Raw genomic sequence first — 16,837 nt, 5'->3', positions numbered from 1 at the left:
TTAAATATAGACTTCGATCGATGGGGGCGGAGAGACTCGAACTCTCACGAGCTTATAAGGCTCAACGGATTTTAAGTCCGTAGCGTCTACCATTCCGCCACGCCCCCGTTATTTAACTGACAATTTTTTATCATATCATAAATAATTTAATTGGCAAGAGTATTTTCAGTAAATTATTTTAGCCCGCCAATTCGATCGCCGCAAAGGGGGAAAGACAGGGTAAAATAATCAGCAGGTGAATTGCAGTTCACCGACAGCCATTGATAAAAATCAATCCTTATGCAATCAATTCTGACGCAAGAAACCATTATCATCGCCCTGATCTACCTATCTCTCAGTGTCTTGTATTTGCTCGTCATTCCCGCCGTTATCTACTACTACCTCAATACGCGCTGGTATGTGGCATCTTCTTGGGAAAGAGGGTTTATGTACTTTCTGATGAGCTTTTTCTTTCCCGGGATGCTGTTGTTAAGTCCTTTCCTTAACTTCCGTCCCCAACGTCGTACCCTCAAAGCTTAAGTTATCAACCCAAAAAAACCCATGAGACGCATTGATGTCATCGGGATCGGTATAGGGATGTTTGCTGTGGGCGGCATCCTCTACATTATCCTGCAAAAAACCGGTTTAGATAGTGCTTCGGCGGGAATTTGGAGTCAAGCGGTGTTGGTGGGTGGTGTCATCGGTTGGATTTTTACCTATCTGTTTCGAGTCGCCACCGATAATATGACCTACGGCCAACAGCGCAAGGATTACGAAGATGCCGTCTTTAAAAAACGTCTGGAAGCGATGACTCCCGAAGAAATCGCCCAAATGCAGCGGGAGATTGAAGAAGAAAAAACTAAATAAAGCAGTTAAAACTGATTTATCTGGCATCTGGGCTTGATAATAGCCCAATTTATCTGATTTAGTCCTTAAAGTCTTTAAATAATCGGTGGGAAATAATTCCACTGCTGTGTAGTTCTGTGAAATTAAAACAATCCTATGATGAGGCGTTTGTCAAGAGAACTAATGTTAAGATTGTTTGAGAAGGTCATGAAAGAAGCAATAGAAAAAGTCGTTTTAGCAATTAGGGGATAAAATTTCCGTCAAGAATAAAAATATTTGTTCCCTATCAAGTTGCGTCGATCTATGATATGGATAATCTATTTTTGTAGAAGCGTTATTTATGAATCAAAATCAGAGCGAGAACTGGGGCGGAAACAGAGAGCTAGATTACGATCGATTCTACAATGCTTGTGACCCTCTCAAAACCGGTGGTGATTCGGTAGTAGTGATGGCGGCTTAATCCTTTGCTTTGCTGTGCATTGTAGTCATGGATAAAATACCAAAGGGTTCCCCAACGTGATTCTCCATTTTTTTAGAGAAAGATAGACTCTCTCTCACCAGCCGAGAAATCCTTTGTCGAAAGGTATTATTTAATCTTTCAATAGGATTAGTTTTACCAGTTTCTTTTCCGACTGGTCGATGACGTTTACTAGGAATTACTGTCTTATAGGACTTCCAAAAGTCTGTGTAAGCAACCGCACATTGTCGATAAACACCTGGTAAACTGTCCCCAAAGTTTTTTGGCTGATTGACGACTCCTATCTCCGCGCATAGCAACCAATAATTTCCCTTGTTTTTCTATCAATTAACCGCCAAATATAGACTTTTATCGTCTTAGAAAAAACAAAAGACCACATCTCATCACATTCTATAACCAATTTACCTTTTGGTTTGTCCGAAACCTTTATTTGACCGGGGACAGCCGCCAGTTTATTGTTGACATAATTTTGTAACCATGACCAACTTACCCCTGTTACTCTAGCAATTCCTCGCAAGGAAATTCGTTCGAGCAAGAGTTTATCAATTAATTGTTTGGTTTCGTCAGAGACGGTTTTATTAGTGGGATTGATCACAAACTGACGACCACATTCTTTACATTGACGTTTGGGTTTTCCATTATGAATAGAACCATTCTTAATCATATAATGAGAACCACAATTAGGACAAGGGAATAGAGGTGAAGGGGGGATTTTGTTCGGTGCTAGACTGATATTTCAGTAAGCCAGACAGAAGCCAGAAAAAGATATTTATCAGAAAAGTCATGATCAAGCTAGAGGTTTAAAGACTGATCGGGTTCCAATTATTTTTATTCATAAATATTTTACACAATTCATACCAGGTAAGCAAGAGAGCTACGCCACTACTACCGAATCATTACCCTAATATTTTAGACTAAATCCAGTTATTAAAAACTGATTATCTATCCCCACTTTTGCCTTTTGCCCTTTGCCTATTGCCTATCCTGATAGGTTACCTATACTCAACGGATTTAGTATTAGACGGTGTGGCGATGGAAGACTTGTGGCTCTTCTAGGTTCTGTGTGATCAGTTTAACTTACAATATGATCGATCGATCTTTGTGTCCTTTGTGTCTTTGTGGTTCGTTCCACCCCCTCGCTCTTGAGAAATGTATCTTAGAATACATTTTACCCACCAAACCTAGGAGAGCCGACTTGTTGGAGGAGTTGCTGCAAATTAAAACCAGTAAGGAACAATTAACTTTTTCTGTTTATAAATTAGTTAAAACCCTAAATCGTCCTGAAGTTTATGCGGGAGTAGCCACGGTTATTATTGAGCAAATCAGTAAATTATATAGTGATATTGCTGCCGCCTATGACACCCAATTATCATCATTAGAACCAGCAGTTAATCCTAGGTTTACCGCCGTTAATAATGCTGTCAACAACGAGGAAGATAATTCCTTAAGACGGGTGGTTAATAGCCTAGAAAATCATCTAGAGGCGGAGAGAATGCAAAAATTAATGTTTGCCGCCTATAAAAAATGTTGAGAAAATGATCGTATCGAGCTAATCTTAGTCAAGCTAATTTTCAAGCGGCAAGAATGAATCATGCTGACTTAAGAAAGGCTAATCTTTCAGGAGTTAATCTTAGGGAAGCGGATTTAATCGATGTTTTCTTTGCTAGAGCAAATCTCACCAGTGCTGATTTAAGTAATGCCAATCTAACTGGTGCCGAGTTAATGAGTGCTAATCTGATGGGAGTTAACTTCTGCGGTGCAATTGTGCCGGATGGCTGGATTAATAATTAAAATTACTAGACAGTTTTTTTGGCAGTTATTCTGGTATAATTTAGGGGTAGAATTGAGGGTAGTATTATGGTTGATCCAGCAATTATTACAGAAGATATGGGCAAAATCTACACCAGCATTACAGTTATCAATCGCGCCGATCAAATTTTAGCAGCAGCGGCTGTAATCTCTCCCGATCAAATTCGCTCTCTTACCCTAGAAAATGTCTTGGTGGATACGGGAGCAACCACTCTTTGTCTGGTGCCAGAAGTAATCTCCCGCTTGGGTTTACAGCTTTTAAAAGAAGTAGATGTGGCTACGGCTAAAGGCATAGGAAAAGCGAGAATTTTTCGCGATGCCACCTTGATTATCGCGGGACGGGAAGGGACTTTTGAATGTTTGGAATTACCCGGAGGTCAAAACAATTTATTAGGAGTAATTCCCTTAGAAGCTTTGGGATTAGAACCAGATCTTCTTAGCCAAAAATTGCGAGTTTTACCCACGGAATCCCACGAGACTTATTTAACAATTTTATCGAACCAAATAGCTCTATAAAATCACTTTTTGTCTGACTGTCCCGGCTCTTTCAGCTATAGCGATAATCTCGATTTCTTGACCAGAAACTCCCTTAATCACCCATTCCACCGTACAGCGATAATCTAAACCGTGAGCGAGGCTACTATATACTTTATTTGATCGCCCTTCTAAGTGACCGATTTCCTGCTCTAATTTTCCCACTATTAAACTCACCTCATCGGCCAAATTTAACTTGACTTGAATGGGACGAACGATCTTTCTTTCCAGTGCTTTTTTACTGGTATAAGTGGGTAAAAATCCCTGATTTTCTAACTGTAAAACCAGATGATAAATACCATTGCCCTCCGACTTCAGATCAAGACGAGAGATAGCTAAAAGAGGTGACATTAAAGCATGGGCAATAGTAAACTGACATTGTTTCTCACATAAATCCGGTAAATACTTTTCTGGGGCATTTTGCCAGACATTTTTAAAGTCCCAACCGCCAATTTCCACCTCTCCCAATTGGGGGTGATCAAAACTTTGCCAATTAATAAAACCCTTTCCCGCTAAATTCTCATCATTCCAATGCTGTAATTTCAATTCATCTTCAAAAGGATGCCAGCGAAACCATTGAATATAATCATCTTTTTTCACTCCCGCTTGGGTGGGTGCATCCCATAACTCCACCGTAAAACCATACCAACCAAAATGATCGTAGCCGTAATCATCCATGGCACCGTTAGTCACTTCTTTGGGATGATAACGAAAATCGTGATAGACAGAAACGCATTCATAACCAGTCATTGCTTTTCCCTTATCAGCAATATATTTATACATTTCTAAGTCTTCCACGGGGAAATATTCATCGGGATGGGTGCTATAGGGACGCAACATGACTGCTGAATAGGTATGATAGGTAACGAAGCCATTAATATTAGTGTTATTTGCCCAAAATTCGGCTTCTGCACGGGTTTCTGGCTCCGAAAAAGGAAAGTCTCCGGCCCCTTGTTGTTCCCCTTCAGGAACCCAATAAACGGGATAATTGCGGTTAAAATCCAGGCCCTCTAGGGTGGGGGCAGTGGTAAAATTATAGCCATCGTAATCGCGGATTAAACCTTCGGTGAGCAAAGTGTAAAAAGTTCCCTCAAATTCCTCCGGTTCGCGACGCACCATAATGCGAGGATCTTGTTCGGAAATTTTCCAAGCGCCACAGGTGTCTTTTTGGCGCATTTGTAAGATTAAACCATCGCCGTTAATATCTTCAGGATATAGCCCCGGTTTCTCATCCGTGTGGGGATAGGGGCGAATACTTGATCGTAACATATAGGGAGTGGTGAGATATTTTTCCGCTCCATCCACGGCTAATCGCGGCAAAATATAGACAGTGTAATGGTCAAGAAGTCTGGTAATTTGGGAATTATGACCGTATTGGCGCAAAAGATGAGCGATAGTGTAGAGAGCGACGGCAGAGCCTGTTACTTCCCCCGCATGGGTGTTAGCATCAATCCAATAGGCAGGTTTTTCTAAATAATGGCCTGTGGCTTGATTTGTTAGGGTAGTTAACCAGATATCTCGATTTTCGTAGCTTTTACCGATCGAGGTGAGGCTAATTAAATTAGGATAGGATGAAGCTAGGTTTTTCAGGAAAGAAACTAATTCGGTGTAGGGGTAATAGTGGCTAAAATCAAACATAATCTTCTGCAACTAAAAAAAGGAGTCTTGGGTTAATTTGACAAAATATAGGATAATAACAGTAAAAACTATGGATAGTCAGGATATTGCTCGCTATATTGAAGAAACTAACGGTATTTCTAAGCCTTGGCTGTTGGTGCAATTGCGTCTCAAAAAACTGCAAGAACGTCGCGCTAGTCTTTCCCAACAGGAATATATCCAAGAATTGGATGATATTCAGCAAGACTTAATGAAATTGGGCGAATGGTGGCGAGGAATCGAGTCAGAAGTCTTTAAACCCTAAGCGGTGGCGATAATCTGTAATACTCGCGGTAAATCCTCAAATTCGCCGATGATGCGTTTCACCGGTTGCGGCCAAACCCGGACTAAAGTGGGAATAGCAGAGACATGATTAGATTCTGCTTGTTCTGGATGTTTAGAGATATCGATCACTTTCAGGGTATAGGGATGGTGTAATTCTCGTTCTAGAAGCTGATGGATCGATTCTAGGGTGTGTTTAGTATTGGCATTATTACCGGAGACAAATAACCGCAAAACATAACCCTTGGGACTAGGATTACTATAGTCAGAGTCAGCATTAATCCCCGAAGTCGTTGGGTGGCGCTCCTGATAACGGAGAATCAGATCGTGGGATTGCCAAAGTTGGGGAAACTGCTGACGATAGGTTTCTAAGATAGTGGGATTAGAGGATTGTTCCTGCCAGGGTACAGTAAACCAAGCTCGATCGTCCGTGGCGAAAATAGCATTTAATAAAGGCTGATAGCGACGGACAAGGGGATAGACTTCGGCTCTAGTATGAATACGGTGACTGTAGGGATCTCGCCAGCGATCGATGGTAGCAGTAAAACTAGGAACTAAAAAATGGGGGGGTTCTGGCAACCCTAAAGCGGACTGGAGAGCAGCGCAGAGATTCAGATGCCAATGAGTTTGTTTATCAGGATCGATACAGTAAATTAGATCGCCCCCGGGGGTAAACAGGGCGATGCCTTTAAAAATATCGGGCAACACAATCGTGGAAGTGATCACTTGAGGGGTTCCCCTAGAGAATAAGTAGGAGCTTCTATTTTTCTAGCCTACTAAACTCTTGATCCCTCAAGGATTTCCTTCAGGGTTTTTCTAGATTCTACCCCGCAGCATCATGGCCATTTCATTGGGAACCGGGGACATTTCCAGGGCGACCTCATCGCTAATCCGTCCCTCTTGATAGAGGTTAAACAGAGATTGATTAGTGGTAATCATGCCGTGGTATTCGCCGTCTCTCATTAATTCGATAATTTCGTCATTTTTGCCGCTGCAAATGTAATCTTTGACGGTTTCTGTGTTGACGAGAATATCGTGAAAAGCCGTCCGTTTACTGTCGGTGGTGCGACATAAACCCTGGGAAATAATACAAACTAGGGATTCTGCGATCGCCACCCGCGTCGATTCCCGTTCCTCGGCGCTATAAAGAGTTAAAATCCGGTCAAGGGTTTTTACAGCGCTGTTGGTGTGCAGGGTTCCCAGGACTAAGTGACCGGTTTGGGCAGCTTTCAGGGCAGTATTAACGGTGGCTTTGTCCCGCATCTCCCCCACCAGAATAATATCTGGGTCTTCCCGCAAACAGGCTTTTAGGGCATTATCGAACTCATGGGTGTGTATTCCCACTTCCCGTTGTTTGATCAAACTGCGACGACTTTTATGGACAAATTCGAGCGGGTCTTCGATGGTGATAATATGTTTGGCGTGTTCTTTATTGATGTAATCGATCATGGCTGCTAGGGTGGTGGATTTCCCTGAACCCGTCGGACCGGTGATTAAAATCAATCCCTTCTGCACATCGCACACATCCCGAAACACTATCGGTAGGCCCAATTGTTCCATCGTGGGGATTTTCATGGGAATCAGACGCAAAACCATCCCCGGACCGCGCAGACTTTCAAAGATATTAATCCGCGCTCTAGCGAATTGGTACTGAGTCGCACCGTCAAATTCTAGGTCTTTTTTAAAGCGAAGGATTTCTTCTTCACCGAGGATTTCGCGTAACCAACTATAAAAAGTGTTGATGTCAATTTCAGGATAGTCGAGAATAATCATTTCGCCACGATCCCGCATCCGGGGTTGTTCTCCAACCCCGAGGTGAACGTCCGAATAACCCCGCTCAAAGGCAATCCGAACCAAATACTCTAAGGTGGGTTGATTGGAAGCGCGACTTTGGGGAGAACGTGGTGGCGATATTTGACCATTTTGTGGCATATTAGGCACTTTTTTGGACTGCATCGCCACCTTTTGGCTCATTTCTTGATTTATCTCTGGTTTGGTTCCCTTGATTAACTCCGAGGGAGGTATCGGGATGGAGGGAACCGGCAGCGGCTGCAGTGATCGCGAGGAAGAATTGGGATTTTGACTCATGGTAAATAGGGGTTTTTCCTTTACTATTCCCCGATTGTACTAACATCTCATCCTCAATTTCTCAATTCCCCACAGATGTTAGATTGAGGAGTCGGGAGTCAGTAGTCTCCGAGTCAGGGGAATTAAGAGTGAACGGTAATTAATCTATCTCCCTCAGAGGCTATAGTAACTATAATCACCCTTTCAGACCCCAAAATTGTTACAATGGAGGTTTAGGGCTGATAATTTTGACTACTCATTTCTGTTTGATCATCAGTCTTAGGGGAGGTAAATATGATGAATAGTCTGCAAACTTCAGTCGAACGGGAAAATTTAGGACAATTTTTGTTAGAAAACCTGCAAAATATTACAGATAAACTCGATCAAATTGTCACCGATTCTGATCGGATAATACTGGATAATTTACTACAAGAAACTAAGATTTTAGTTGAGCAAGTTAAGGATAACTCTAAAACTTATCAAGCAAGAGCCGATATATTTTGTCAAATTGATGAATTATGGTTTCAGGTATGGAAACAGTATAGAGATGAGGATTCAGCACTGGAGTTAATCCAATATATAGACCAATTTACTAATCAAATTACTGCCTATAATCAATTATTTATCAGCCTTGCTCAGATCAATGAGGGAAAGACTGGTGAGGAAAAAGCCGATTTAATCAGAGTGGTGGAAGGTTCACTCCTTCTCTCGGAAACGATAGATGTGTTTATTGATATGTTTGCCGATTCAGAATTAGAGCAAATTTACCAGGGAGCTAAAAATGCTCTATCGGTTTCTAATCGTACTATAACCGAATATTTCCAAGATACTGACAAATCTTTAGTCACCCAACTGAGAGCCTATTACAGTTTAATAATTTTCAGAATTCAAGAGCGATTTAATCCTAGTAATGTATCCTCAGAAACTACTTCTCATTCCCTAACAGATGACTTAAGCGATCTTGATCCTTGGACAAGAAACTTAGTGGGTGTTGTCGATTTAGGACCAGAAGACCCAAAAGAATCGTATATTGATTATTTAGTGGAGAAGTATCGGTGAAACGAGTCTTATTCGACAGTGATGTATTGCTAGATGTTTTGGGTAAGCGTGAACCACATTTTCCAGCATCTGTACAAGCATTCAATACAGTTAAGACAGGTAAAACTCAAGGATATATTTCTGGTCATGCCGTCACTAATATTTATTATATTTTGTCTAAACAAAACGGAAGGGAAAGCTCAAGAAAATTGGTGATAAGTCTTCTAGAGAATTTGCAAGTTGCTAGGGTGACAGATGCAATAATTAGGCAAGCATTGACAAGTCCTATGAAAGATTTTGAAGATGCCGTTACCAGTGCCGTTGCTGAATCAGAAAAGCTAGAAATAATCATAACGCGAAACCTAAGAGATTTTGCCGCTTCCCCTGTTCCCGCAATGGTACCAGCCGATTTTTTATCGATTCTTTAACTAATGCTTCGGTAAACGTAAACCATCCGATCGCATGGGGATTAAAATCTGAGTTAAACTGCGTAATTGTTCGGCCGTTCCCATACAAATTAATAAATCCCCGGCCATTAATTCCGTATCGCCAGTCGGTCCCCCGATTAGCGTACCATCAGCGCGACGTATTGCCAAAACTAAGGCCCCCGATCGAGATCTTAAATGTGCTTGACTAAGACTTAAACCCACACAGGGACAGGTCCTGGGATCGATTAAAAATTCCTCCATATAAAACGATCGATCGGTTCCAGTTAAAATACCATCGACAAAATCCATCACCTGCGGTCGTAGGGCTGCGGCTGCTAATCTTCTGCCGCCGGTAATATAGGGAGATACTACCGCATCGGCCCCGGCCCGTTGTAATTTTTGTACTGCTTCCTCGGTACTGGCCCTAGCAATAGCACGAATTTTCGGATTAAGAGTTTTAGCAGACAAAACTGTATATAAATTCTCCGCATCGGAAGTTAAAGCGGCCACAATACAAATAGCGCGTTCAATTCCTGCCATTTGTAAAGATTTATCTAAGGTGGCATCTCCTTGAACAACAATATAATTTAATTCTTTGGCCCGATTTACCTGTAGGGGGTCTGTATCAATAACTACAAAAGGAATATTTTCTGCGTAAAATTCGATCGCTACCTGTCTGCCTGTGCGACCCAAACCACAGATGATATAATGTTCCGATAGTCGATCAATCAAGCGTTTCTCCTGTCTCTGTTTGAGTCCCTCTTGAAAATAGCCTTGAATTAAAGCTTCGGTCAAGCGATTAACAATATAACCGATGCTGACTACTCCCATGATAATCAAAACCATCGTGAATAGTCGTCCCCGTTCACCTAGGGGATTAATTTCGCCAAAACCGACGGTAGCGAGGGTACTAATCGTCATATAGGCCGAATCTAGCAAACTCCAACCCTCGATCAGATGATACCAAAGCGTACCCAGCAAAAATACCACAATCAGGGCAAAAATTCCCCCGATTAATTCCTGACGCAGACGACGATATTTATCTTCACTGATAGACAAGCAAAATTCACCCCTAACACTGTCTAGTAACTTACAATGAAATCAGTTTTTAATCTAAATAACCCGTCCTTCTCAGACGGATTTGATTATAATTTCCCCTATGTCTAATCGCGCAGGAGTTCCCCAGTGAGTCCAGAAACCCTTTTAGAACCAACCCTAGCTGATCCCACTCCCAATTTAAACCCGAATCAACCCTTCGATCCAGATAGTTTTAACAGCTATGTGATGAATACTTATGGTCGTTTTCCCATTGCGATCGCCAAAGGGTTAGGCTGTCTCCTCTGGGATACTTCCGGGAAACAATACCTTGATTTTGTCGCGGGAATTGCCACCTGTACCCTCGGTCACGCGCACCCTGCTTTAATTGAAGTGGTTAGCCAGCAAATCCAAAAACTCCATCATGTCTCGAATTTATACTATATTCCCGAACAAGGAGAACTAGCTAAATGGATTGTCGATCATTCCTGCGCTGATAAAGTCTTTTTCTGTAATTCTGGTGCGGAAGCAAACGAAGCGGCGATTAAATTAGTACGAAAATATGCCCATACGGTGCTAGATTTCCTCGAACAGCCGGTTATTCTAACCGCTCACGCTAGTTTTCACGGCCGCACTTTAGCTACCATCACCGCAACCGGTCAACCGAAGTACCAAAAAGACTTTGAACCCCTGATGCCGGGGTTTGCCTATATTCCCTATAATGATATCGAAGCGGTGGAAAATGCGATCGCTGATCTCGATGAGGGTAATCGTCGGGTGGCTGCGATTATGTTGGAACCGCTGCAGGGTGAAGGGGGAGTTCGTCCGGGGGATATCGAATATTTCCAACGTTTACGGCAAATTTGCGACGAAAATAACATTTTGCTTGTCTTTGATGAAGTACAGGTGGGAGTCGGAAGAACCGGTAAACTCTGGGGTTATGAGAATTTAGGAGTGGAACCGGATATTTTCACTTCTGCTAAGGGTTTAGCGGGTGGTATTCCCATCGGTGCGATGATGTGCAGAAAATTCTGTGATGTGTTTGAACCGGGTAGTCATGCGAGTACCTTTGGAGGTAATCCTTTCGCTTGTGCCTCAGCTTTAACAGTATTACAAACCATTGAACGGGATCATCTTCTCGAAAATGTCCAGCAGCGAGGGGAACAATTACGCAGCCGTTTACGCGTGATTGCTTCTCAATATCCCCATCTATTTGTCGATGTGCGCGGTTGGGGTTTAATTAATGGTCTGGAAATTAATTCAGAAAGTGAGTTGGTTTCATCTACTATTGTTAATGCAGCCTTGCCCGAGGGTTTATTAATTGCTCCCGCAGGTCCGAAAGTCCTCCGTTTTGTACCGCCTTTAATTGTCTCGGAAACAGAAGTAGATGAGGCGATGGATAAGCTAGAAGCAGCCATCGCTAAAGTGGTTTAATTTCAGTTATCAGTTATCAGTTATCAGATGTAAGTTTTAAGTTGACAGTTTCCAGAACGTAGGTTAGGTTGAAGCATGAAACCCAACGCCTGCATAGTTTACGCTACCGCTAACCCATCCTACAAATAATTGTGCCTCCCTACTTATCAGTCAATTGTTTTTGAGCTTTATCCCCCCTAACTGTCACTTTTTCACTGGACTAGGGGAGGATAAATCTACTGTTGTTCGGGGCAAATAAAATGATCACTTCTGAACCTATTTATTCTCTCCCTAAAACCCCTCCTTTAGAAAATGGTGATCAACTAAGTCGCCAGGAATTTGAGCGTCGTTATCAGAACTTTTCTGAAGTAAAAAAAGCCGAATTAATTGAAGGGATAGTTTATATGTCCTCTCCTGTACGAGTGCAGAGTCATGGAGAACCTCATTCTGATATTTTAACTTGGTTAGGGGTCTATAAAGCTGCCACAATTGGGGTAATGTCTGCGGATAATACTACAGTGCGTCTGGACGCAGATAATGAGGTACAACCGGATGCTTTACTAAGAATTAAAATTGCTGGACAATCAACTATTAGTGACGATGATTATATCGAAGGTGCGCCGGAATTAATCCTAGAAATCGCCGCTTCTACTGCTTCCTATGATCTCCACAATAAATGGCGAGTTTATCGTCGTAATCAAGTGCAAGAATATCTTGTTTGGCGAGTTTATGAACGTCAATTAGATTGGTTCCGATTAAATGCTGGAGAATATATTAAACTTGAACCCGATAGTCGAGAGATAATTTACTCGCAGGGTTTCCCCGGTCTTTGGTTAGATGTTAATGCTTTATTAGCGGGTAACTTGGGACAGGTTTTGACTGTTTTACAGCAAGGTTTAGCCAGTCAAGAACATCAAGATTTTCTGAAAATATTATCTCAAAAAACTGATAACTGATTTATGTGGCATCCTGACGCTTATCAAGCTTTAATTGCCGAAGATTATCCTCAAGTTGCGGCAATCTACGAGGAACTAATCGATAACAATCCCGAAAATATTTCTGACTATTGGTACTTGGGAGTTGCCTATCTTCTGCAAAATTTAGAAGCAGAAGCGCAGGTAATGTGGCAAAATGTTTTAAGAGGAGGTAATCCAGAAAAAGTCAAGCAATAGCAAGCAGAATTAGAAGCGGTTTTAGACGCAGAAGCGCGACGACAACAAAGAAAAGGTGATCTGGCAGCTGTAGAATATTTTCGCTATCATCTACAGGAAATTGTTCCCAAGTCAATTAATAATTTATTAGCTTTATTCGACTTAGCTTTAGATTTAGAAATATTTGATCCTGAAGAACTACTTAATTATCCTATTCAAGACAATCTCAGATCTAATCCCGATCGAGAATTGCTTTTAAATGTAGTTCTCAAAAGTCTTTTATATCCCCATGAATTAACTTTAGATTTAGCTCAAGCAAGTTTACCCTACCTGGAGGAATTAGCCGATAGTTTTATCCCGCAAGCTTTTCAGATAGCAGCACGAGTCACCAACGAGCAACAAAGTCCCACTTTTGGAGTGGAAATTATTAAACTTTGTCTGCAATTAAGACCAAATGATCTGAGTCTTTTGGAACAATTGGTTAACCTCTATATTTTAGCAGAAGACTTTGATAATTCTTTGATAACTGCCTATCAATTCCGAGAAATTTGTCTAACCCCAACCCTAAAGTTATACAGTAATTATCTGATTTTGTTAATACTTTTGCGCTGGGTAGTTTGGCAAGAAATTGCTCATATTTATCAAGAATATCATGATTTATTACAGGAATTAACCCGTCAGAAAAATATCACTTTAGAACCGATTATTAAAACTAGCTTTCTCAATGTTTCTAGTCCCCTACCCTACCTAGGCGATCGAGCTTTAGCCAATCGACAATTAACTAATCGCGTCGTTGAGGAATGTTAGTGAAGATTCCCAATGTTTAGTTTAAAATATAGGGGCAAAAGTTGCAACTAGGTCAAGCCAATGATAGTGGGATCACCCCAGTACAGCAAAGAAGAATTTGCTCGACGTGGCAATGAGATTTATTAGACTCAGGTGCGCTCTCAAGTCGAGGAGGGCAATTATGGCAAAATACCAGTATATCCTTTTTCCTTTTTCCCTTGAAACTTACTCTCGAATTATATGAGCTAACGACTAAGGGTGATAATTTTCTGAAAATCCCTTTGAATAATAGCAAAATTTTTATCAGTTAAAAGCGGGACATGAACGAATAAAGCCCTTGGATGATATTTTAAGACTTGAAAATATAATTCTTCGCAGACAAACTGACCGGCATTATCGCTGATATAACTATAGTTAAGGTTTTTAATTAAATCTGGCAAGGGAATTGGTGTCAATAACTTTTTTGTACTACTCTTAGCCTGAGATTCTAAACTTAAACGATAACGACTTTCCGCCATGCCACAACAAATAACTAAATCGTTTTTTTTGTCTTGAATAGCTTTGATAACTCGTTCACTGGCTCGATGAGTATTAACGGGAAGTTGACGCAAAAATAAAAGATTTTTTGGACAATTATCTTGAATAGATACTAACAAATCATCGGAGGAATTACTCCGATGATGGCATAACCAAGGCGCAAAAGAAGTTAAGAGAATTGTCAAGTTATCTCCTGATAGTTAATTGGGATAATCAACAAAAAAGCGATCGAAGGGACAAAAATTGCTACACTAACTGACATGACCTCAATTAAAGACGAGATTGATATTCTATGCAACGCCGTAAATTTTTGCTTATTAGTGGCAGTTTAGGCGGTTTTAGCTTGGCAGCTTGCGCTCATCAGATTTTACAGCCTGTTACTTCCAAAAATCCCCCTGAGTCGGCTGTTAAACAAGCACAAAAGGCGAAAAAAGTCAAGATAATCGTGATTAGTGACCTTAATAGTCAATACGGTTCCACTACTTACGATCCCGAAATCGATCGAGCTATCCCTTTAATTATCAATCATAAACCCGATCTGGTTCTCTGTGGTGGCGACATGGTGGCAGGACAAAAAAGCAGCTTGACAGAGGCAGCAATTAACGCTATGTGGTCGGCCTTTGATCACCATATCGCCGCGCCCCTGCGAGCTGCTAAAATACCCTTTGGTTTTACCATCGGTAATCATGACGCTTCTGGAGCTTTATCCGCAGGAAAATTTATCTATGCTAAGGAGAGAAAACTAGCCCAAGATTATTGGCAAAACCCCCAACATAATACAAGTTTAAATTTTATCGATAAAACTGGCTTTCCTTTTTATTATACTTTCACTCAAAATGGTATATTCTATCTAGTTTGGGATGCCTCCACTCATTTAATCTCTCGGAAACAACTAAATTGGGCGGCAAAAAACTTGAGTAGTAGCGACGCTAAAAATGCTAGAATGCGGCTAGTAATCGGTCATTTACCCCTCTACGGTGTTGCCGTGGGCAGAAATCGACCGGGGGATTATTTAGCCGATGCCGAGCAATTAAGAGCGTTTTTAGAGGCTCATCAGGTGCATACTTATATTAGTGGCCATGCTCACGCTTACTATCCGGGTAAACGGGGGCAGTTACAATTATTACATGCAGGAGCTTTAGGCAGTGGACCGCGACGGTTATTGAAGAGTGAACAAGCACCCAGAAAAACCCTAACAATTGTCGATATTAATCCCCATCAACAGGAGACAGTTTACACTACCTACGACATGAAAACCCAAGAAGCGATCGATATTACCAGTTTACCTCCTCTGATTATGGCTCCCAATGGGCAAGTTTTACGTCGAGATATTCCATCGGTTAACTAGAAAGGAATTCCCATAATGGCCACTGTCATCAGCACCGTTAATATGAAAGGAGGAGTAGGAAAAACTACCCTTACCGTCAATCTTGCCACCTGTTTAGCTAAATTTCAGCAAAAACGAGTCCTTGTCCTCGATTTAGATGCTCAAATCAGTGCGACTCTTAGCTTAATGTCCCCCCATGAATTTGCTCAACTGCGTCGCAAAAAACGCACTTTAAGCTATTTATTAGAAGCAATTATCAAACCCAATCCCTACAATAAATTAACTATTGATGATATTATCGTCCCTTCAGTCTGTGAAATTCAAGGCTTAGATCTACTGCCAGGAGACATCGAGCTTTATGATGAATATGTCGTTTCAGAAACCCTGCACCATCAAGCAATTTTACAGGAAGATTTAGGCTTTGATCATGCTTGGAATAACCTAGAAAGAGTCTTAATTCAAAAAATCATTGACCCTATTCAAGACCGTTACGATTATATTATCATGGACTGCGCTCCGGGCTATAATCTTTTAACTCGTAGTGGTCTATGTAGCAGTCATTTTTATTTACTACCCGCCCGTCCCGAACCTTTATCAATTGTCGGCATTCAGCTATTAGAAAGAAGAATAGTTAAACTGAAAGCTAGTCATCAAGAAACCGAACCGATTAACCCCGGTTTACTCGGTATAGTTTTTATTCTTTCCGGTGGTGGTTTACTCAGTCGCTACTATAATCAAGTCATGCGCCGGGTACAACAGGATTTTCAAGCCCATCAAATTTTTGCTAATGCGATTCCTATGGATGTTAATGTAGCTAAAGCTGTGGATATGTTCGTGCCTGCGGTGGCAGCCATGCCCTCTTCTAGTGGTTCTAAAGCTTTTATGAAACTCACAGAAGAATTCTTGATCAAAACCAAAAAATAGGAGATAATTACTATGGTCATTGAGTGGTTAGAATTTCAAGTTAAACCCGAAGCACGAGAAAAATTTATCCAAAAAGATCAAGAAATTTGGACAAAGTTTTTAGCAAAACAACCTGGTTTTTTAGGTAAGGAAATTTGGATTAATCCCGCCATTGAGGAACAATTAATTATCGTTGTCCATTGGCAAACGAAAGAACAGTGGAAAGCTGTACCCCAAAATTTACTTGATGACACCGAAGCAAAATTTTCCCTAGCCATGGGAAAGGATAATTATCAATTAACCAAAGTCAAGGAATTTCAAGTCAGAAAATTTCGAGAAAATTGTCAGAACCATTTAGAATCTATGCAGCCTGGATAAAAAATAAATTCATCTTTTTGTCCCCTGTCAACCTAGCCAAACTTGTCCCCAGTGACTAAAGTGTGCTATAAGCAGTCAGACTCTTTATATGGTCTTTATTCTTTCCGATTAGGTAAATTACTGATGACTGAAGCTAAACGCGCCCTAATTACCGGCATCACCGGTCAAGATGGTTCCTATCTAAGCGAAT

19 protein-coding genes, 1 tRNA gene and 3 pseudogenes are annotated in these 16,837 nt (G+C 41.2%); 16 read left to right on the top strand and 7 right to left on the bottom strand.

The annotated features are described in order from the left end of the window. Positions 1-21: 21 nt before the first annotated feature. Positions 22-107 (bottom strand) — tRNA-Leu (locus H6G40_RS07635). Between the two features lie 172 nt (positions 108-279). Between H6G40_RS07635 and ndhL the strand changes: the two genes are divergently transcribed. Beyond that, positions 280-519 (top strand): NAD(P)H-quinone oxidoreductase subunit L, encoded by a 240-nt coding sequence (ndhL, locus tag H6G40_RS07630; RefSeq protein WP_002732218.1) that lies wholly within the window; start codon positions 280-282, stop codon positions 517-519. 21 nt (positions 520-540) lie between these two features. Further along, positions 541-846 (top strand): DUF3007 family protein, encoded by a 306-nt coding sequence (locus H6G40_RS07625; protein ID WP_002733819.1) that lies wholly within the window; start codon positions 541-543, stop codon positions 844-846. Positions 847-1,300: 454 nt separating this feature from the next. Here H6G40_RS07625 and H6G40_RS07620 read toward each other — a convergent pair. Further along, a pseudogene (locus tag H6G40_RS07620) lies at positions 1,301-1,967 on the bottom strand (IS1 family transposase); the annotation flags it as partial. A gap of 420 nt (positions 1,968-2,387) precedes the next feature. Here H6G40_RS07620 and H6G40_RS07615 point away from each other — a divergent pair. From H6G40_RS07615 to H6G40_RS07605, 3 genes and pseudogenes are all read left to right on the top strand, one after another. After that, positions 2,388-2,834, top strand: coding sequence for a hypothetical protein (locus H6G40_RS07615; RefSeq protein WP_238560383.1), 447 nt, complete (start codon positions 2,388-2,390; stop codon positions 2,832-2,834). Between the two features lie 14 nt (positions 2,835-2,848). Continuing rightward, positions 2,849-3,094: pseudogene (locus H6G40_RS07610) on the top strand (pentapeptide repeat-containing protein); the annotation flags it as partial. A gap of 66 nt (positions 3,095-3,160) precedes the next feature. After that, the gene (locus H6G40_RS07605; RefSeq protein ID WP_069475210.1) at positions 3,161-3,628 is read left to right on the top strand and encodes a retroviral-like aspartic protease family protein; all 468 of its coding nucleotides are present in this window, start codon (positions 3,161-3,163) and stop codon (positions 3,626-3,628) included. On the opposite strand, the gene H6G40_RS07600 is transcribed toward H6G40_RS07605, so the two are convergent. Next, on the bottom strand, positions 3,623-5,284 hold the full coding sequence (locus H6G40_RS07600) for a M14 family metallopeptidase (RefSeq protein WP_069475211.1): 1,662 nt from the start codon (positions 5,282-5,284) through the stop codon (positions 3,623-3,625). The two genes, H6G40_RS07605 and H6G40_RS07600, sit on opposite strands and share 6 nt — an antisense overlap. A 70-nt stretch (positions 5,285-5,354) precedes the next feature. On the opposite strand from H6G40_RS07600, the gene H6G40_RS07595 reads away from it, so the two are divergent. Beyond that, positions 5,355-5,567: a hypothetical protein gene (locus H6G40_RS07595; protein ID WP_002751038.1), complete on the top strand. Its 213-nt coding sequence runs from the start codon at positions 5,355-5,357 to the stop codon at positions 5,565-5,567. Here the strand turns inward: H6G40_RS07595 and H6G40_RS07590 are convergent. Together H6G40_RS07590 and H6G40_RS07585 are read right to left on the bottom strand one after the other, a co-directional pair. Further along, on the bottom strand, positions 5,564-6,310 hold the full coding sequence (locus H6G40_RS07590) for a circadian clock KaiB family protein (protein ID WP_123231316.1): 747 nt from the start codon (positions 6,308-6,310) through the stop codon (positions 5,564-5,566). The genes H6G40_RS07595 and H6G40_RS07590 overlap by 4 nt on opposite strands. A 90-nt stretch (positions 6,311-6,400) precedes the next feature. Beyond that, a complete protein-coding gene (locus tag H6G40_RS07585; RefSeq protein ID WP_042790341.1) occupies positions 6,401-7,672 on the bottom strand; it encodes a type IV pilus twitching motility protein PilT in 1,272 nt (423 codons plus the stop codon). A 273-nt stretch (positions 7,673-7,945) separates the two neighbouring features. Between H6G40_RS07585 and H6G40_RS07580 the strand changes: the two genes are divergently transcribed. After that, positions 7,946-8,710 (top strand): hypothetical protein, encoded by a 765-nt coding sequence (locus H6G40_RS07580; protein WP_123231314.1) that lies wholly within the window; start codon positions 7,946-7,948, stop codon positions 8,708-8,710. After that, positions 8,707-9,117 carry a PIN domain-containing protein gene (locus H6G40_RS07575; protein ID WP_123231313.1) on the top strand — a complete coding sequence of 137 codons (411 nt, stop codon included), beginning with the start codon at positions 8,707-8,709 and terminating at the stop codon, positions 9,115-9,117. The genes H6G40_RS07580 and H6G40_RS07575 overlap by 4 nt, the downstream gene beginning before the upstream one ends. Here H6G40_RS07575 and H6G40_RS07570 read toward each other — a convergent pair whose 3' ends face one another. Next, positions 9,118-10,176, bottom strand: a complete 1,059-nt coding sequence (locus tag H6G40_RS07570; RefSeq protein WP_002733229.1) for a potassium channel family protein — start codon at positions 10,174-10,176, stop codon at positions 9,118-9,120. A gap of 126 nt (positions 10,177-10,302) precedes the next feature. Between H6G40_RS07570 and H6G40_RS07565 the strand changes: the two genes are divergently transcribed. From H6G40_RS07565 to H6G40_RS07550, 4 genes are all read left to right on the top strand, one after another. Next, positions 10,303-11,586, top strand: a complete 1,284-nt coding sequence (locus H6G40_RS07565; RefSeq protein WP_002733849.1) for an aspartate aminotransferase family protein — start codon at positions 10,303-10,305, stop codon at positions 11,584-11,586. 239 nt (positions 11,587-11,825) lie between these two features. Continuing rightward, positions 11,826-12,521 (top strand): Uma2 family endonuclease, encoded by a 696-nt coding sequence (locus tag H6G40_RS07560; protein WP_069475214.1) that lies wholly within the window; start codon positions 11,826-11,828, stop codon positions 12,519-12,521. 3 nt (positions 12,522-12,524) lie between these two features. Next, positions 12,525-12,737: a tetratricopeptide repeat protein gene (locus tag H6G40_RS07555; protein WP_002751022.1), complete on the top strand. Its 213-nt coding sequence runs from the start codon at positions 12,525-12,527 to the stop codon at positions 12,735-12,737. Positions 12,738-12,965: 228 nt separating this feature from the next. Beyond that, positions 12,966-13,523 (top strand): hypothetical protein, encoded by a 558-nt coding sequence (locus tag H6G40_RS07550; RefSeq protein WP_002734659.1) that lies wholly within the window; start codon positions 12,966-12,968, stop codon positions 13,521-13,523. Between the two features lie 224 nt (positions 13,524-13,747). Here the strand turns inward: H6G40_RS07550 and H6G40_RS07545 are convergent, their stop codons facing one another. Next, positions 13,748-14,224, bottom strand: coding sequence for a pyroglutamyl-peptidase I family protein (locus H6G40_RS07545; protein ID WP_002732607.1), 477 nt, complete (start codon positions 14,222-14,224; stop codon positions 13,748-13,750). Positions 14,225-14,331: 107 nt separating this feature from the next. Here H6G40_RS07545 and H6G40_RS07540 point away from each other — a divergent pair, with 107 nt between their 5' ends. The 4 genes and pseudogenes from H6G40_RS07540 to H6G40_RS07525 form a co-directional block, all read left to right on the top strand. Beyond that, entirely contained in the window at positions 14,332-15,387 is a 1,056-nt protein-coding gene (locus H6G40_RS07540) for a metallophosphoesterase family protein (RefSeq protein ID WP_002731607.1), read from the top strand. Between the two features lie 15 nt (positions 15,388-15,402). Continuing rightward, positions 15,403-16,290 (top strand): ParA family protein, encoded by an 888-nt coding sequence (locus H6G40_RS07535; protein ID WP_069475216.1) that lies wholly within the window; start codon positions 15,403-15,405, stop codon positions 16,288-16,290. A gap of 12 nt (positions 16,291-16,302) precedes the next feature. Then, positions 16,303-16,647, top strand: coding sequence for a TIGR03792 family protein (locus H6G40_RS07530; RefSeq protein ID WP_069475217.1), 345 nt, complete (start codon positions 16,303-16,305; stop codon positions 16,645-16,647). Positions 16,648-16,770: 123 nt separating this feature from the next. Then, positions 16,771-16,837, top strand: a pseudogene (locus H6G40_RS07525) (GDP-mannose 4,6-dehydratase); the annotation flags it as partial.

The organism is Microcystis viridis FACHB-1342 (assembly GCF_014698335.1).
GTDB classification, from domain to species: Bacteria; Cyanobacteriota; Cyanobacteriia; order Cyanobacteriales; family Microcystaceae; genus Microcystis; species Microcystis ichthyoblabe_A.
This window is presented reverse-complemented; position numbering and strand designations above follow the sequence as displayed.

Excerpts from the sequence above, each read along its gene's own strand:
- H6G40_RS07625 (WP_002733819.1), top strand. The coding sequence starts at position 541 with ATGAGACGCATTGATGTCATCGGGATCGGTATAGGGATGTTTGCTGTG.
- H6G40_RS07555 (WP_002751022.1), top strand. The coding sequence starts at position 12,525 with ATGTGGCATCCTGACGCTTATCAAGCTTTAATTGCCGAAGATTATCCT.
- H6G40_RS07605 (WP_069475210.1), top strand. The coding sequence starts at position 3,161 with ATGGTTGATCCAGCAATTATTACAGAAGATATGGGCAAAATCTACACC.
- H6G40_RS07560 (WP_069475214.1), top strand. The coding sequence starts at position 11,826 with ATGATCACTTCTGAACCTATTTATTCTCTCCCTAAAACCCCTCCTTTA.
- H6G40_RS07580 (WP_123231314.1), top strand. The coding sequence starts at position 7,946 with ATGATGAATAGTCTGCAAACTTCAGTCGAACGGGAAAATTTAGGACAA.
- H6G40_RS07595 (WP_002751038.1), top strand. The coding sequence starts at position 5,355 with ATGGATAGTCAGGATATTGCTCGCTATATTGAAGAAACTAACGGTATT.
- H6G40_RS07585 (WP_042790341.1), bottom strand. The coding sequence starts at position 7,672 with ATGAGTCAAAATCCCAATTCTTCCTCGCGATCACTGCAGCCGCTGCCG.
- H6G40_RS07535 (WP_069475216.1), top strand. The coding sequence starts at position 15,403 with ATGGCCACTGTCATCAGCACCGTTAATATGAAAGGAGGAGTAGGAAAA.
- H6G40_RS07600 (WP_069475211.1), bottom strand. The coding sequence starts at position 5,284 with ATGTTTGATTTTAGCCACTATTACCCCTACACCGAATTAGTTTCTTTC.
- H6G40_RS07540 (WP_002731607.1), top strand. The coding sequence starts at position 14,332 with ATGCAACGCCGTAAATTTTTGCTTATTAGTGGCAGTTTAGGCGGTTTT.
- ndhL (WP_002732218.1), top strand. The coding sequence starts at position 280 with ATGCAATCAATTCTGACGCAAGAAACCATTATCATCGCCCTGATCTAC.
- H6G40_RS07530 (WP_069475217.1), top strand. The coding sequence starts at position 16,303 with ATGGTCATTGAGTGGTTAGAATTTCAAGTTAAACCCGAAGCACGAGAA.
- H6G40_RS07615 (WP_238560383.1), top strand. The coding sequence starts at position 2,388 with ATGATCGATCGATCTTTGTGTCCTTTGTGTCTTTGTGGTTCGTTCCAC.